The 16,710-nt window shown below is 34.6% G+C and carries 21 protein-coding genes; all 21 read right to left on the bottom strand.

Features of this window, described 5'->3' with window-relative positions; genetic code table 11:
* Nucleotides 1-31: 31 nt before the first annotated feature.
* The gene (locus MHH82_RS40865) at nt 32-1,072 is read right to left on the bottom strand and encodes a hypothetical protein (RefSeq protein WP_213397185.1); all 1,041 of its coding nucleotides are present in this window, start codon (nt 1,070-1,072) and stop codon (nt 32-34) included.
* An 80-nt stretch (nt 1,073-1,152) separates the two neighbouring features.
* Nucleotides 1,153-2,745: a DnaB-like helicase C-terminal domain-containing protein gene (locus tag MHH82_RS40860; RefSeq protein WP_213397183.1), complete on the bottom strand. Its 1,593-nt coding sequence runs from the start codon at nt 2,743-2,745 to the stop codon at nt 1,153-1,155.
* Nucleotides 2,742-3,230, bottom strand: a complete 489-nt coding sequence (locus tag MHH82_RS40855; RefSeq protein ID WP_213397181.1) for a hypothetical protein — start codon at nt 3,228-3,230, stop codon at nt 2,742-2,744. The genes MHH82_RS40860 and MHH82_RS40855 overlap by 4 nt, the downstream gene beginning before the upstream one ends.
* Before the next feature lie 91 nt (nt 3,231-3,321).
* Nucleotides 3,322-4,374 (bottom strand): hypothetical protein, encoded by a 1,053-nt coding sequence (locus tag MHH82_RS40850; RefSeq protein ID WP_213397179.1) that lies wholly within the window; start codon nt 4,372-4,374, stop codon nt 3,322-3,324.
* Nucleotides 4,375-4,619: 245 nt separating this feature from the next.
* Entirely contained in the window at nt 4,620-5,006 is a 387-nt protein-coding gene (locus tag MHH82_RS40845; protein WP_213397177.1) for a DUF3846 domain-containing protein, read from the bottom strand.
* Between the two features lie 98 nt (nt 5,007-5,104).
* Nucleotides 5,105-5,611, bottom strand: coding sequence for a YiiX/YebB-like N1pC/P60 family cysteine hydrolase (locus MHH82_RS40840; protein ID WP_009968618.1), 507 nt, complete (start codon nt 5,609-5,611; stop codon nt 5,105-5,107).
* A 246-nt stretch (nt 5,612-5,857) separates the two neighbouring features.
* The gene (locus tag MHH82_RS40835; protein WP_250629417.1) at nt 5,858-6,328 is read right to left on the bottom strand and encodes a flavodoxin domain-containing protein; all 471 of its coding nucleotides are present in this window, start codon (nt 6,326-6,328) and stop codon (nt 5,858-5,860) included.
* The gene (locus tag MHH82_RS40830) at nt 6,285-7,328 is read right to left on the bottom strand and encodes a ribonucleotide-diphosphate reductase subunit beta (protein WP_009968623.1); all 1,044 of its coding nucleotides are present in this window, start codon (nt 7,326-7,328) and stop codon (nt 6,285-6,287) included. Before MHH82_RS40830 ends, MHH82_RS40835 begins: the two co-directional genes overlap by 44 nt.
* Before the next feature lie 103 nt (nt 7,329-7,431).
* Nucleotides 7,432-9,801, bottom strand: coding sequence for a ribonucleoside-diphosphate reductase subunit alpha (locus tag MHH82_RS40825; RefSeq protein ID WP_013603309.1), 2,370 nt, complete (start codon nt 9,799-9,801; stop codon nt 7,432-7,434).
* Nucleotides 9,802-9,871: 70 nt separating this feature from the next.
* Complete coding sequence (locus MHH82_RS40820) at nt 9,872-10,906, bottom strand: AAA family ATPase (RefSeq protein ID WP_009968592.1); 1,035 nt, start codon at nt 10,904-10,906, stop codon at nt 9,872-9,874.
* 72 nt (nt 10,907-10,978) lie between these two features.
* On the bottom strand, nt 10,979-11,212 hold the full coding sequence (locus MHH82_RS40815) for a hypothetical protein (protein WP_095375001.1): 234 nt from the start codon (nt 11,210-11,212) through the stop codon (nt 10,979-10,981).
* Between the two features lie 88 nt (nt 11,213-11,300).
* On the bottom strand, nt 11,301-11,663 hold the full coding sequence (locus MHH82_RS40810; protein WP_213394120.1) for a PQ-loop domain-containing transporter: 363 nt from the start codon (nt 11,661-11,663) through the stop codon (nt 11,301-11,303).
* Nucleotides 11,660-12,181, bottom strand: a complete 522-nt coding sequence (locus tag MHH82_RS40805) for a nucleoside 2-deoxyribosyltransferase (RefSeq protein WP_282358051.1) — start codon at nt 12,179-12,181, stop codon at nt 11,660-11,662. Before MHH82_RS40805 ends, MHH82_RS40810 begins: the two co-directional genes overlap by 4 nt.
* Nucleotides 12,182-12,255: 74 nt before the next feature.
* The gene (locus tag MHH82_RS40800) at nt 12,256-13,224 is read right to left on the bottom strand and encodes a hypothetical protein (RefSeq protein ID WP_250629418.1); all 969 of its coding nucleotides are present in this window, start codon (nt 13,222-13,224) and stop codon (nt 12,256-12,258) included.
* Nucleotides 13,225-13,283: 59 nt separating this feature from the next.
* Complete coding sequence (locus MHH82_RS40795) at nt 13,284-13,493, bottom strand: hypothetical protein (protein WP_095374999.1); 210 nt, start codon at nt 13,491-13,493, stop codon at nt 13,284-13,286.
* Nucleotides 13,494-13,685: 192 nt separating this feature from the next.
* Nucleotides 13,686-14,048, bottom strand: coding sequence for a DUF7448 domain-containing protein (locus tag MHH82_RS40790; protein ID WP_043940307.1), 363 nt, complete (start codon nt 14,046-14,048; stop codon nt 13,686-13,688).
* Nucleotides 14,049-14,216: 168 nt separating this feature from the next.
* Nucleotides 14,217-14,546: a DUF2653 family protein gene (locus MHH82_RS40785; RefSeq protein WP_340797497.1), complete on the bottom strand. Its 330-nt coding sequence runs from the start codon at nt 14,544-14,546 to the stop codon at nt 14,217-14,219.
* Between the two features lie 2 nt (nt 14,547-14,548).
* Nucleotides 14,549-15,319 (bottom strand): hypothetical protein, encoded by a 771-nt coding sequence (locus tag MHH82_RS40780; protein WP_213397236.1) that lies wholly within the window; start codon nt 15,317-15,319, stop codon nt 14,549-14,551.
* 39 nt (nt 15,320-15,358) lie between these two features.
* A complete protein-coding gene (locus MHH82_RS40775) occupies nt 15,359-15,937 on the bottom strand; it encodes a hypothetical protein (protein ID WP_043940304.1) in 579 nt (192 codons plus the stop codon).
* Between the two features lie 4 nt (nt 15,938-15,941).
* A complete protein-coding gene (locus MHH82_RS40770; RefSeq protein ID WP_213397234.1) occupies nt 15,942-16,466 on the bottom strand; it encodes an HAD family hydrolase in 525 nt (174 codons plus the stop codon).
* An 11-nt stretch (nt 16,467-16,477) separates the two neighbouring features.
* Nucleotides 16,478-16,708 (bottom strand): hypothetical protein, encoded by a 231-nt coding sequence (locus MHH82_RS40765; protein ID WP_043940302.1) that lies wholly within the window; start codon nt 16,706-16,708, stop codon nt 16,478-16,480.
* Nucleotides 16,709-16,710: the final 2 nt, after the last annotated feature.

Raw genomic sequence — 16,710 nt, 5'->3', positions numbered from 1 at the left:
GTTATTATATCTGGGGTTTTTAAAACGTAAATCAAGCTACTAGGATTCGGTTGTGGAATAATTTCATGAAAGTTTCCGGACCTTTATCGGAAGGACTGTCTTTTAAATCAAGAAGGCCTTCAACATCCCACATCACGCTTGTTTCGAACCTGGAACCAAGTTTATTAATAAAAACACTATTGATTTTCTCGATGTAGTATCTTTCTTCGATACTTCCGACTTCTGTGAATTCTTTATCTAATGCAATTATGACACGCTCAATACCTAAGTCGTTTATTATTTCTAGCTGGGTGTCAGTGAGAGTTGATCCACTTAAACCTACCGCAATAGACATATCAGGAAACATAGTATCTATCTGCATGACTGACTTTTCAGATTCACACAAGATAATTGCTCCGTAATCTGTTATTTGTTCCAAGTTAAAATTCAATCCATAAAGGCAGGCGCCGGTGGGGTGCTTTAAAAAACGATTTTTGTAAAACACAGGCATATATTTTTTTCCGGAGTCCACTAATTCCTGATTTAAGTTCCTGGCCCGGACCCCAATAAGATTTCCTTTAAGATCATAGTGAGGTATGATTATTTGGTTATCTAAAACTGAGTACTTAATATTAAACTTCTTCATTGTCTTTGGAGAAATGTTGTCTTCTATCCAAGACTTATGATAGTAGTCATAATAAGAATTAAGGATTTTCTTATCTAACAGCTTAATTTCTGCTGCCATATCTTTTGGTTCAAACTTTTCAAAGAAAGACATATCCACTTTATCTGAGCCATATTTTGTATTTCTGTATGATAATCCAAATCTCTGACAAACAAATTTAAATGACTCAAAAAAAGTTAACCCTTTTATTTTCCCTATTAATCCGTACAGGTCTATGTGTCCGCATTCTGTAAAGCAATAAAATGAATGAGAGTTAGAATAGTAGGTAAGCTTATGGCTATGACCGTTATGACAGATCGTTTTGCATATAATATTTGAACCTTTTAATTTAGGCTGGGCTCCTAACTCTTGAAGTAAGGTGAATATGTCATTTTCACTCAAGGATTGTTTTACTTCGTTGGCATCCAAATCAATTCACCTCTTAACCCTGTTTAAGTTATTTTATCTGAATAAATAAAAACGTAAAAAAAGAGAAGAATCATCTTCTCTTAAAAAACGGGCACTTCTTCAGCCGAATTTTCAGTTGCTTCGATGGCATATTCAATATCCATTGGGTGAACATCTAGCAAATTAAAATCGTAGTCTGTAACGAATAATGGCTCTTCTCTCATAGTTCCTAAATTCATGTAAGTCCAGATAATTACGTTACTGTACTTTCCCCCACGATTTTTATAAACCCAATGAGAGTAGTTTGGTTTTTTGTTAGTAAAACCGGTTTGCAAAATGTGCTTTAGATTATGATGATCTGAAGCTCCCGCCCTAAATGTAAGTATGCCAAAGTCAACTTTATCTGCTGTGGCTTGTCCACCACGAAGGGCTGAAGGGTCTCTATTTTCAATATCCTTAGAACCTCTATTTAACTGAGTCGAAGAAGCAATAAAAATATCGTACTTCTCAGCAAGAATCTTTAATGATGATGAAAACTGATGAAGAATCTGGTCTTCCCGAAGATGATTCCCAAACGCACTTGCCATTGTTCTGGAGAGTTTCGGGGTCATTTGAATATAGTCGAAGGCACACTCTTGAATATTGTTTTCAATAATATGTCGTTCAATAATTGTTTCAATATCTGAAATTGAGAAGTCATTTACATATTCGCAGAAGATAGGAGCCCTCTTTAAAATTTCGATTGCTTTTTTGAGCCTTCTTAAAACTACTTCAGAATACTTGCCATCTTTGATTACGTCTTCATCGACTCCAGAAATGAAAGCAAGCATAATTGTTTGAACTTCTCTTTTTACAAGCTCCGTTGATATGAATAGGGTAGGGATTGATGGACCATTGCTTACATATTTGTTTTGGTCAATATCAAAAATTTCGTCACACGAAGCATTACACATATCAGCTAATGCTTGACGAGTTTTCCCCGTCCCCGTACCAGCTGAACGCAGCATAAGCTTTGTTTTCCGTTTTCCACGGAATATTGTGTTATAGAACTTGTTCGTGAATGGGTTTCCGTACTCAGGATCTTCGTCTAACTCATCCAGAAGAGTATCCAAGTCATCACCAGCCATAAAGCTTTTTGTCTCTTGGCCGATATTAAATTCGTCTTTAATCTTAGTCAACTTAATTGTGTAATGGTCGATTATTTCATTAACAGTCATGCTGTCTATTTTTTTCATTCCATCATTCCGAACCTTTAAGTCAGTAGACTTCCAATCATAAAGATCTGACACATCAATTCCATTTAATACGTAGTGTCTTAATAAAGAAATCTTTTTCAGTCGATCATAGCTGCTTTTAAAGGTATTTTCATTTGCATGAGCTATTGATTTTCTTATATAAGATAAACCATCATTTTTTTCCCAGATCTTATAGTGCTGAGGAAAAGAAGCTAGGTAATTATCGAGGTCAATTTCATCAATCTTAGTGACTTCATAATTTGAGTAAGCGATATTATATATTGAAGAAAACACAATTTGATGAAATTCATGAGCAAAGTCTTTTTCTGTAATGATAATCTCCGAATCTCTTAAAAGATGGGGGTTTTTACAAAGTGAGCCTATAACAGAATAGACTGCACGAGTAGGGTTTAAAGCTTTCATTACATTATCAGTAGTAGCTGAGTTAACTTCTGTCATTTCAATAAATCCTCCATGTTTATTAATTTCTTGTCTCTATATCTGTTTTGAGACAGGGAGGGTGGCTTTATTTGAACCTTTTGGGTTTCTATTTTTTTAACTACCATATTCTCTCTTCTTCTTTTGAGATCCTTATAGTAGTCAATCATTTCATCATAATAGTGGGGGATAAGAGCCAAACCATACTTTAATTCCAATTGTATTTTTTTGATTCTTACTATGTAATCAAGAGCGAAACCTATATTCTTGTAAGTGTATCCTCGTTCCTCTTTAAACTGTTTGATCTGCCTAAGCATTAAACCTGTAGGAAAAGAGATACCAAAGACTTCTTTACATTTGTTATAAAGGTTTTCTCGATCTTCGACCTCTTTAACTTTTTTCTTATAACATGTAGGGCAGTAGTTTTTGCTTTTGAATTTTTGCATAATAGATTGGGGATGTTTTTGTTCACATGTTCCGTAGCATTTAACTAATCTGCTGCTCATTTTCAAATGCTCCTTTATTTTTTGTTATTATATCTGGATCACCTGAAACGTAAATTTTTGAAATTAAAAAAGACGACCAATATATGGCCGCCTAAATTTGTTTATACCTGGTTTTAATCTTTTCACCGACACGTGATGATAATGTTTCAGCAAATGAATTGAGGTTGTCTATAATTTCATATAATTCCGTTTTGGAAAGTTTAATACGTTTATACTTATTTATTTCTATTGTTGAATTCTCATCACTCATTACTTCAATTGAATCTGCGTTTGGCAAGCTATAATTTAATGAATCCCTGTCTAAATTCCAATTATGATGTTGAATACAATTCCTAATGATTACATGCTTTATTATTTCGTGCCTTAACTCTTTATCTTGTTTACTCATTTCATAATCTAAAGGTTTTGTTAGTCTGGATAATTTATCTGTAAAACCAGTTCGTCTATAATCATCATAGACATCACTAATAATGTTAGCGATTGTTAGCCAATCATCTCCATCCATTTTATTCAGATCTAATTTAACATTTTTCTTTGATAGCTTCAGTTTGCTTTTATTACCGTTCTCTAATACTTCAATTAACAGTTGTAAGTAGCAGTTGTCCATAAAGTCATTCAAAAGTTGAATTAACATACATTGATTGTATCCGAGTATTTTTTCTTCAATTTCTTCTTTTATTTTTTGGTTTGAGATTTCATCAATTGCTTTTAATTCTTTTTCAATATTATCTTTGTAAGAGAAGAGATCTTTCTTGAAAGAATCCACCTCGTGTTGAATTATGTTGCGTCCTTCGTTATTCACAGGCTCATTTTCGTCATCAGGTATAGATAAATTTTGTTTAGAGGCATTCTGCTTTAGTAATTCCCCAAATGGAAGGAATAATCTTGAAGCGAGAAATGACGTGCCATTATTCTGTTGTTTCACATGATAAACCCAATGTCCATAACTGTTAGCTTTATGTAACACAAAAGGAGGTAGCCATATCTGCCCGATTTCCCCGTCACCCTCCCAACCTTCTTTTTTAAATAATTGCTTTAATTCATCTAAAAGTGCTTTATTGCTGTCGGGTTCTAAAAGCTCGATATTATCTAAGTAATCTATATGTTCATATTTAAAAACAAACCATTTTTTTGGTGATTCCATAAGTGTTTTCCCCTCTTTAATTTTCACTATCCTTAACATATAAAACCATTTTTTCTCGGTTCTGGTTCATTTAATTATAAAATAAGTATTTTATAATTAAAAACCCCGACATCGGAATAATGTCGAGATTTTTGTCATAACCATATAGCATACATACACTGCTATGATTCTCATAAGATGGGGTTGGTAGAATCATAGCAAGAGATTGCTATTTTCTTAGGTTAAATCGGTCGATTAAAGTTGAATTATGACTGTTTCACTTCATAATTGTGATAAACCCAAACAGGGTTGGTTCCTAACAAAGCCAGTTTAAATTTGCTTAATATCTTTGTGGCTTCCTCGGTAAGACTAATTGTATCTCCGTCTTCATTACTTGAAGCGAACATAATATTCCCACAGATCACTACATCCCAATCGGTGATAGATGGATTTGGGGTGTTTTTTATAATAAGGGATGGCATTGGGGTCTCTTCCTTTAAAAGAAATCCATCGTCGTACCACACGTCTAACTCCTCAATGCTTGTCAAAGCAAGAGTTCCTTGGATTTCTTTCTTTAGAAGATCATAAGTGCTGCCAACGCCCTCCTTAAAATTAATCAATTCTCCTGGCTTTAAAGTTGCGTAGTTGAGCATTTGTGTCTCTCTCCTTAAAGTTATTTATCTCTTACATTTAAATTATACAATATCTGGAATATAACGTACATATGTTCGTATTTAAAAAGCCAAACTTTTTAGGTTTGGCTCGTTTCAATGCTTTTAGATAAATATTTGAGGAGATCATATAGTTCATTTGGAGTTAGATCAATTCCTCGTACCTCACCGGTGATCCCAAGATCATTAGTAATTCCAAGGTGATCTAGAACATTAAACACTAACTCCGAGCAAATTAAATTGTTGGGATTGTTGAATAAAATCTTTCCTTTGAGGTGGAATAGGTTTTTAATGATATAACCAAAAATTTGTGCATAGTCATATTTCTTGCCTATATACGCTTTGCTAATCTCAACAACTTTTTCCTGTTGTTCTGAACTCAATCCTAAATCAAGAATCTCATAATATGAGTATTCTTTGAGATTGAACTTTTTAACTCTTGAAACAATGTTTATATCGGCTTCTAGAATTTCTGTATCAGATATAGCAATGGCCACATGACTAAACTTTCCTCGATGATCAAATAACCTAATCAGTTTAGAAATGATACCTTTTCTTCTTACAAAAATAATACTTCCTCTAGTCATTTTTTAAACACAATTCTTAAGAAGTATAGTGCAATAAAGATAAAGTAAAGACCCCAGAAATCAATGTTGTAATGGAAAATTCGTGATATGCTAAACTTAATCAATATGCTAGGAATGGCTAAATAAAAAAATAAAAGATAAATAATAAACATAAATATCTCTCCCTTCTGAAATCTTTGTTATTTTATCTGGGTAAACAAAAACGTAAATCATAATTCAATAAAAAATTAAATAAAAAAGGAGCCGTTAACGACTCCAATATTTAATGCTGCCTATTAATTTATTCAATTCTAACTTAGTTAGTTTCTCAGGATTGAATCTCTGTTCAAATTTAAAAGCAGCTATGACATCAGCGCCACAATCCAAACAAATTTTCTTTATTCCCTCAACTGCCCCACAGAATTTAGGATAAACTGAATTACCACTCCCAAATATAAAAATTTCTCTTCCATGCAGCTGTAAATGGTTTTCAATAAGATATTCTTTGAGTCTCTTAGGTATTTTTCCGTTACCCCAAGTATATGCCCCAATAGCCAAACTATTACAACTAGGGAAAGGATTGTTAAAGTCTTCAATAACCTGCAGATCCCTTTTAGCATACTCTTGGATAAACGGAATAAAGGTTCTAGTGTTACCCGTATTTGAAGCAAGAATAATTGGGAGCGAACCCATCTCATAGGTCATCCCAATCATTCTTTTGTTCATTCGCTTTGCCATAGTTTACTTCTTTATCCTCAAAGAAATCTCGTTTTGTATTATTCAAATTATCAGGATCAAAAGCTGTTATCCAAGGCATAGGATTTTTCTTTGCTGAGAATATTTGGTCGAGTCCCAGGTTGTCTAAAATTAAATTCGCCCGGTACCCGATGTACTCTTTTACTTCTTCAATATCAATATCAGGAGTGTTTTTATAAAGATCCTCACAGAACTCTCTTTCAAGTTGTACAAGCTCAGTGAAGAAATCATATACAAACTCAGAAAACTCTTCAGTATTAAGTTCAGGATATTGAGTTAGAATGTCACGTACCAGGATTGTTTGGAAGTAAGAGTGCTTCATTTCATCACGTTGAATATACTGAATAACAGTTCCGGTCCCAAACATTTTTCCGTTTCTATTAAAATGATAGAACGGTGTAAATCCATTTACGAAACATAAACCTTCTAGGCCACTCATTGCAACCAATCCTTTTGCAAAAGTCTCCGGAGTAGGATTTTGGATGAACTCATCAAACAGATCCATCATTAGCTTGTTTCTTCTAATCATGAATTCGTTCTTTTTTGGTCGTTCAAATACATCTAAAGAGACGGCTTTAGAGCTAACCGAACTTAGAATATATGTGTAAGATTCGTTATGAATTGTTTCCATTGCAGCTACAAAAGCCATAAGGGCTTTAATTGCAGAATCTCTAATATAATATGCAGCAACATTATCAAAATATGTAGCAATAGAATCGAGTACAGCCAAAATTCCGATAGCATTTAAAAACAACTCTTGTTCCATTTCATTCATTTCAGTAGCCCACTGTACTTTATCCTTACTCATGGATACTTCATCCGGAATCCAGAATACTTCTCTCATTTCTTTAATAAGTTCGTAGTAGACTTGATTAATAATGTCATCCCAGAAGAGAATACCACTTACATCATCGAACATTCTCTCGCCTTTGTTAGGTAAATTCTCGTTAAAAACTCTCACTTGTTTCGTCAATTGTTCCATATAAGCGTTCCTCCGTATTCATAAAAATCTCTTAATATTTATATCTGGAGTATTAAAAACGTAAATCAAAAAAGGGAGCTTTCGCCCCCACTTCTTTAATATATTAAGCTGAACATGCCAGGCATGAACTTTCATGTTTTTGATCCCAAGATCGAGTGTAGTAAGAAGTTTTCACACCGGCTTTCCAGTTTTCCATATGAAGCTTATAGAAATTCTTAGCCTTAATGTCCTGAGGAATATAGAAGTTATGAGAAATAGCTTGGTCTACAAACTTTTGACGAGCAGCGTTGTGTTTAATAGCCCAAAGGTGAGCTAATTGTTTTTCATTTTCGTATTCCATTTTCATAGTTGGTTTGTAGAAGAACCATGTTTTTTGATTTAATTCCGGAACCAAAATAGGAAGGTGGAAGTCTTTTTTTCGTTCAAAGTAGATAACATCAAAGATTGGGTCGATTCCTGGAGTTGATCCAGCAATAACTGATGTTCCACCAGTCGGGGCAATAGCTCTTAGGTATCCATTTCTCATGTACTTAGAAGCCAATTCTTTAACTTCCAACCACTCGGGAGAGTTTAAATCACGTTCTTCAAACCATTCTCCAGTTTGCCATTTCGAACCTTCAAAAACAGGATAGCTACCTTTTTCTTTTCCTAATAAAGCTGAAGCTTTAATGCAATTCAACATGATTTTTTCTTCAAGTTTGGAGATATATTCAATAGCCTGTTCTGAATCCCACATGATTCCTTCTTGAGCTAATAAAGCAGCAATACCTTGTTCTCCTGCCCCAACAGCACGATACTTCATATTTGTGTATTGAGCTTGAGGAACAGGGACCTTTAAGAGAGAAATAACGTTATCAAGGGCTCTCATTTGAATTTTGATAACTCTCTCTGTTACTCCATCTTTTTCTGTTCTATTAACAACCAAGGAACTGAGGTTGCATGTTACTAGATCACCAATTTGTTTATGAATGATTACTTCTCCTGTTTCCCAATTAATCGTCTCTTGAGTTACAAACGAAGGTGACATATTTTGAGCGATTTCAGAACACAAGTTAGAAGAATAGATCATTCCTGAATGAGAGTTTGGATTATTACGGTTAACCGTGTCACGATAAAACATATATGGAATTCCAGTTTCTAATTGAGCCTTCATGTATCTCTTTTTCAATTCAATTGCTGGTACACGTCTCTTATCTAAATTGTTATTATCAACGCATAAGTAATAGTGGTAAGTCCAAGCATGATCAATTGGATTTGGTGTTTCTTTTTCACCAAGTTTTTTCTTATCGTAGAAGTCTTCAAGACTGAATCCCATCTTTTGTTTGATCTCATGAGGATCAAAAAGATAGAAGTCACCACGTTTTTCAACTTGTCTCATAAATTCATCCGGAATACAAAGACCAGTGAAAACGTTGTAAGCTCGTTTTGATTTATCACCAGTATTGAGACGAAGATCTATGAAGTCTTCAATATCTTTGTGCCATATATCTAGATACACAGCAACGGCTCCAGGTCTTTGTCCTAACTGATCAACGGAAACGGCCGTGTTATCAAGTTGTTTAATCCATCCTAGTATTCCACTGGCAGCGCCTTTATGTCCTCGAATATCTGATCCAGTTGCTCGTAATTTTCCAAAATAAATACCAATACCGGCACCATTTTTAGAGAACGTAGAAACATCAGTGTTATCATCAAAAATTCCACGAAGTGAGTCTTCAGTTGTTAGAACAAAACAACTTGATAAACCACCGGTAACACGGCCAGCATTCATTAAAGTTGGAGTAGCAAGTGTAAGGTAAAGGTTAGAAAGCGCCCAGTATAGTTCAATTGCTTTCTCCACTCGGTCTTTTTCCTCTGGCATCATCAGGTGAAGGGCAGCAATCATAAATCTTTCTTGTGGCAATTCATAAACTGATTTGTCAAAGTCTTTAACACAATAGCGACCAGATAGTGAATGAAGCCCTGCAAAATCAAATAATTCATCACGTTCGGGAACAATTGAATTTCCGGCCTTAACTAATTCTTCTCGCGTGTAATTAGCAAGAATATCGGGAGTATACAAGCCTTTTTCGGTGAGAGTCACGATAAGACCATAGAAATCACCATACTTCTCTTTTGAATCATAAGATCTATTTTTAGAAGCTCTTTTATATAACTCTTGGAGCTTTACATAACGGGCAAATCTATTCCAGTTAGTGTTTACAAGGTAATCAGGCGACACGTATCCAGAATCATTCTTAATGTCATTTGTAAGAACCAAAGCATTTTGAATGAGAATTTTCGTAATATCTTTTGATTCGATTTCTTCTCTTCTCTCGATTGTCCGGACCACTTTAGAAATGTAACTCTCTTTTGTGGTTGGATTAACCTCAATATTTTCGAATCCACGTTTAATAAATGAAATCAATCTTTCTCTATCAAATTCCATTCGTCGTTCACGTTTTTTATTCTTGTCTTTAATTACAACTGTCATAACCTATTTCCTTTCTTGCAGTAGTTGAGTTAAAGCAAGAGAGGACGACATAATCATCCCCTCGCAATTATTAAAGAATTTCTTTCATTTTTTGAATTGCAACGAATAACGGCTGAACTTGTTCTTTGGAAGCATCGGTTAACTTATTGCCGGCTCCAAATACTTCATCTACAATTCTATTAACTTCATCCATACGATTTGCTTTATGGAACTGAACACCAAGCTCACGAGCTTCTTGCATCAGAGCATCATAATCCAGCTGTTCTTCTTGTAATCCAACTGATTCTTTTTCTTCTTTCAATTGAGAAGGATCAATTAGATTAATTGCATCAGTAACGGCTTTTTTATATGCTTCAGCATCCAAAGGAATTACTGGAGCAATACCTTCAAATGTTGAACCGGCTTGCCATTGAAGTGTTTCTCGAAGATGGATTACACGATGTTCATTCATGTGTTCATCAGTTGTAACTGTCATGAACAAGATGTTATCAACCATTTTGTTGATTGGAGCCATGACTTTATCTTTTAGATCTGGAACATACTTTTCAAATTGATAGTATTGTTCTTTGGTCTTTTTATCAGTTACAAGAGTCATAGTGTCGTTTACCTGTTCTTGAAGGACACCTGAAACAGGAATCTTAGTTGTGACTTGAGTTGCGTGAGCAATAAACACAGGAGTGTAGCCTAGTCGTTCAATTTGCTGAAGATTTTTCTTCCAATCATTTTTAAGATCAACCCAGTCTTTTCCCCATTCAACCTGGCCGAACTCTGTTTTGTCATACTTTGAAAGGATATATGTTTCAAGCATTGCGTAAAGGTTTTCTACGGTATCAATGCAAACAACATCGTATCGTTCTTTAATTTTTTTGTTCTGCAGCTGAGCTAAAACTTGAAGGTATTCAATCCAATTTGAAACGTACTGAACATTGGCACCAACAAGCACTTTATGCCGTTTTTCTGTGGCGATAAATAAAACTCGATCTCCATAGAGCTTATGAACAAAAGATGTTTTACCGATTTTAGGAACACCATAAATAAATGAAGTGTAGGATGCTAAATCCGTACTTGCCTTAATCGGCTCTAAATTTAATAAGTTAATTGCCATAGTTGAGTTCCTCCGATTTGTTTAATGTGATTACTTTTTATTTATATCTGGTGATTGGAAAACGTAAATTAATTAATAAATTTTGCCGGTGTTTTTTAAATTCTTCCTGTATTTTTTCTTTATCAATTCATATGGATAAAGCTCGTTGATTGAAACGTACCAGGTATTTTTCCCATCACTTGCTTGGAAAAAATCAGAGTGACCAGCATCATGTAAGATGGTAACAATCTCACCTATCTCAAATTCATGGCCACAAAATTGCCTGATTATAATTGCTTTATCACCAACTTTATAAGAATTTTTCATCTATTAACCTCCGTCTTCTTTCAAGTCCTTTTGTATTCTATCTGGATAGTGAAAAACGTAAATTAAAGCACAAAAAAGAAACAAGGAATTATCCTTGTCTCTTGTCGTTTTCTTCATTAAACTTTTGCTTTAACCATTCAGCTGTAATTAATGCCTGGGGAACAACATATGAAGAGTTTTTTCTATATTTTAGAACCATGATCAACATAATTAAAGCAAGAGCTTCATTTAAGGCTTCAGTAATCATAGTCCCCCATGTGCCGAACTTAATAAAGATCATAATGGCATTAACGAGCATAAAGATCAAAGCGACATTTAGAGAAAGCCAGAATAATACGCTCATACCATTTACGTCTTTTGTTACATACGTTTTTCTTATTTGAGGTAGGTAACAAATTGTCAGGAACACCGTTCCTAGTACTGGCAGCCAATTCAAAAGAAAGTTTATCACTGGGGAGCCACCTCTTTTTCAACTGATTGTTTTAATTCATCATTTTTCTTTTTTAAAGCAACTACTAAATCATCTACGGTAGAGAATATTCCACCATTTGTTTTCTTGATCAAGCCAATAACATAAAGATTACGATATTGGAATTGGTTTTCGGTAATATCATCAACTAATGTTAGAACCTTTTTAGCATTGTCATTTCCTAACTGCCGAACATCAGTATACAAACCAAGGATAGGACGTCCAGTTGTTGAGAAAACACCGATCTCTGCAGCAACACCAGAATCAATTTCTACTCCATCTAGAACAGCGATCAAAATATCACTTGATAGGAGGTGCTCAGTATCAGCGTTAGCAATCTGGGTACTTGTTGCACTTGCTTTTTTATCATTAACAACAACATTTTCTTGAGGAAGATATACTTCAAGTTCAGGGATTTCTTCTCTGATTTTTGCGGCTAATGTGTCGTTAAAGTTTCGATCTGCGATTCCAAATAAACCGTTAGCTAAGTATAATTTCATTTTTATCAACCTCATCTCATATTTGTTCATAGAAAAGCCAACGAGAATTTCTTCTCATTGGCCGGATTAAAACATTAAAAATCTGGCATATCGTCTGTATTTGGAGCATCACTAAATGGGTTATCATCTTGTGGTGGTTCCATTCCAGTTGGTAGAGATCCAGGAGGAAGATCATTTCCATTTGTACCAAAACCACTTGGTGGGGTATCTTCAGCTGGTTGAGAAAGCTCTTGAAGCTTGAGTTTTCGGATTTGAAGGGCCGTTTCTATTTCTTCTTCTGTATAAGCTTTATCACCAAAGTAAGGAATTTCTCCACCGATTACTTCAATATTGTTTACATAGTTCGTTACCTGACGAACTTCTGCTTTTTCAGTGGATCCAAAGCCATGTGAAACTTGGCTTTCTGATTCTTTAACTTCGTCCACAACAGCATAGTTATTAATCTTGAAGTTTAATTGACCAGTAGAACCTGTAGGGTATAAATCCATAAATGCTTCAGCAAGTTCAGGACCAACAATCGTATTTTTAAGTTCAATAACTTCATTTCCCCAACCAACAGTGAAACCTTTAACTTTGTATTCTCCAGTTGGAAGGTCATTCTTAATAACTGGTTCAAATCCTTGAACAACTGTATCAATCGTCGCAATTGCTTTATCTGGTCGATCATTTGTTTCATCTAAACGGTTAAAGAAGATTCCTTTAACTTGATTAAACTGAACAAGGTTTCCCTGAACATTGTAGTATTCATTTAATGTAAGTTCTCCATTAACTTCAATTCGATCGGCTGCATCTGCCCCATCATCTTCAATAGTTTTGTATTCATTTTTTACAGTTTCAATGCCTTTAAAAAGTTTTGATGATTCCATCATAAACACTGAAATTTTGATTTCCTGAACATGGTTATCAAATTTTGAAAGAACAACCAGGTTACCAGACATATACTTATTGCCTTTTTTACTTGTTTTGACCTCTAAATCTTTCGATTTAAGAGTTCCGATTACTTGAACATTATTTTGAAGTTGTCTTAATTCTTTATTTTCCATGTGATTTTCCTCCGATTTGATAGTAGTTGAGTTATTTATTCTTATAAGACTCCCATGAGTTACGAGAAAATTTCTTTCAATAGATCTTCAATTTCTGATGCTTCAGATTCCTCTGTAACTTCTTTCTGAACTTCATCAAGAATTGATTTAAGTTGGTCCATAAGAATAAGAAATTCTAAATCACCGATAGCTTGCATAGCTTCATCTTGATCCATACCAGCTTGGCGAAATTGAAGATAAGCGTAGAGTTTTTCGATTTCATTTAACATAAGAATTTCCTCCGATTTGTGAGTGATTTTTATTACATATCTTTTATATCTTGGGTTTTAGAAACGTAAATCAAAAAATAAATAATAAATTATTTATTTTTTTAAATAATATCTAACCCGAGATTTATTTTTTGTATTTATATCTAATCGACCGAAAACGTAAACAAAAAAAGAGAACTCTTTCGAGTTCCCCTACAGCTTTCTGAAATCAACTGATTCAGAATAATATCCGTTAGATTCACCTAACCATCTTAGAGTTACATAACCATTGATTGTAGCAAATTTATAGAAGGTCCATGTTGCTGATCCCCAATCAGATTCACCAACTTGAGAAATTTCTTCAGCCATTGTTATTGGAGATCCAATTAAATCATCTAAATCACCAATAATCTCTTCTAAATAGACTGATTCGCAGCAGTCTTGCTCATGATACATTATATAAGATTCTCCATCCGAGGTATGAAAGATTAATTCTCCTACACCCTTTTGTTCAATTTTAGTAAGAGTTTTTCCGATAAGTACTTCAACGTCAGTATAGCTATCCCAATAAGACATATTAATTCCTCCGATTCGTTATCTATAGTAGTTGAGCAACTAAAAAAGAGCTCCTATTGAGCCCTTTAATTAGCATAAAATCTGAATTTTATATCTGAATTTAGCTTTAATCCTCTGATTTTCCGTCTAAATATCCAATACCATAGGATAAAAAGAAGCAAATAAACGTTATAATAAATGAAAGCATTGATCTTCTCCTTCGTTTACCAAGACTTCAGCATGAAATCCTAATTTTTCATCGTATTTCAACTCTACAACCGTCAAATCTGGATTGAAGTTGTGGTATTCCTCTAAGAACTGAATAATGCCTTCCGAGATCTGAGTTGTTCCAAGAAATTGTCTTCTTAAAGGTCCATAACGAACCTCAGCAATAAACCCTTTGTGATTGTTATATGTTAGTTCTTTTATTTCAACATCTTCTGGAGAAATGGCTGCGTCATTTGAAATAAAAACACAAATTCCATCTACAATTTCTTGCCCATTTAATATTAATCTCATAATCAAAATCTCCTTTTGTAAGTCTTAGATGATTTGTAAGCACGGATGATAGCAATGACAATGATTAAAATAATGATCAAAGCGATGACATCAACGATCCAGGCAATAGGTGAAGCTCCATAGGAAACATAACCTGGTCCTCCGACTGGATGATAGGTGTAACCCCAGGGGTGCATCATACTTGTCATGAACATTCCCATCGTAAAACCGTTATAATATCCAAACCAACCTGAAGGAGAAAATCCTGCATTGTAGTAATGATTAACAGAAACGGTTCTGCCACCAACATAAGCTTTTGTGGTTCTTCCACTATAGGTTTTTCCTTTTACCTTTGATGTAGCGCCTGAGAACGACCCTGATGATTTTTTAGCAGAACTCTTCTTAGATAGTGTTGATTTTGTTTTATTTGAAGATTTTTTTGTTAAAGAAATTGATTTGGATTTTGATTTATCCGACTTTGTAGATTTTTTAGATGATCCACCAAAGAATGATTTAAAGCTAGAACTAAAGCTAGATTTCCTCGAACTTGAGCTTGACCCTGAGCTCGAGCTAGAACTTGAACTTGGTTTAGAATAACCGGATTTGTAACTTCCACTATATGATGATCCAGAACTCCGACTACCACTACTGAAGCTGGATTTAGATGAAGAAAATGATGAAGAAACCCTGGCACTTCCACCACTAAAGCCAGCTGCTTCTGATATTGTAGGTGGCAACAGTAAACCGAAAGTAACGACTACTGCCAATAAGGATTTAACATATTTAAGTTTCATTTGTATTCCTCCAAGTAATGAGGCCGCCTAAGCGACCTATTATGCTGATTTTGAATCGTCAACGATAAACGTAAAATTCTTAACAACCGGTGATCTTAACATCGCTGCATCATCAGCCATCGCTTCACTCATGCTTTTCACAACTCTAATTCTTTCATTTTCAAATTCCGGATAAGATGTGAGAATAATATCTCCAATCTCTGGTTCCACAGGATTTTCAACTGTTAAGTACTTTGTAGGAACTTTTTTAGATAAAGCTCGGTATAAAGCGATCGCTTTACCAATATGCTCATTAAAGGTATCTCTCGGATCACATTTAGCAATACCTTTTGCGTAAATTCTTCCAGACCTATAACCTTTTAATAGAACTGTTACGACACGTTTTTTTCTATTGATATGGTATTCAGGAACAGTAGCATAAGATCCAACTTCATATCCATCGCACATAGTGGAATCTTTTAAGTTTTCAAGGTCTGACTTTGCATCTTCAATAACTTTCTTTCTAGCAGTAATAACTCTAGGTGACTTATTAGCTCTCTTAGTGAGTTCTTCTGCTGCTTTGGAAATAAATTCGTTTAATTCAGTAGTAGTCAAGTTTTTGAAATTTACCTTCTGCATAATATTAGTGTTCCTCCGATTTTTTGATTTGATTTTCAATTTCTGCTTTGATCTTTGGTTCAGGTGGTTGCCAACCTTCCGGTTTAAGTATCTTTCCACTATTGCCTAAGTCATATCTCGGTTTACCATCCGGAAATAACTTGGCCATGTTTGCGTCTTGAACAATATCAAAGAGTGGTTGTGGTTTAACTCCAGCAACGACAAATGATCCTTGAACAAAATAATTAACATCAGTTAATGCATCCATTTGATCAACAAGAATATCCTCAACCGGACCTTTCTTAATCACTTTAGATTCTGCAGCAGTAATTCCCCGGATTAATTCTGTTACCAACCCATAAAATTTTGTTTTGTTTCCACCTGCTGTTGCATATAAGAATTCAACTAACTCTTCAGCCGTCCAGATGGTTCTGGCCAAAGCAACATCTTCAGGAATAGGTGTTGGTTTTTCTGAGATTGGGTGATGGAATGCTCGGTGAAACTCTTCAACTTGAGATTTGGCGTAGTCTAAACCTTTTGCTTTTTCCATGATCATTCTCCTCAATGTACTAAATGTTCTTTCTTTAATGTAAAGGGGTTTTGATCTATTTCATTGCTGACTATTTCAGCCAGATCAACAATCGTTAAACCAAGGTCTTTAAGGTCTTCTTCACTTAATTCATTTACTGATTCATATAAGAGCCAGGTCTTATCATTTTTAGTTCGAGTCGATAGATTCTCACGAAAACTCTTAACCTTCCTGGTTAAAGCTTCGTAACCTGGTGTGCTCACTT

The organism is Bacillus sp. FSL K6-6540 (assembly GCF_038007545.1).
The sequence above is the reverse complement of the archived record's forward strand: the minus strand, read 5'-3'. Positions and strand labels throughout refer to the sequence as shown.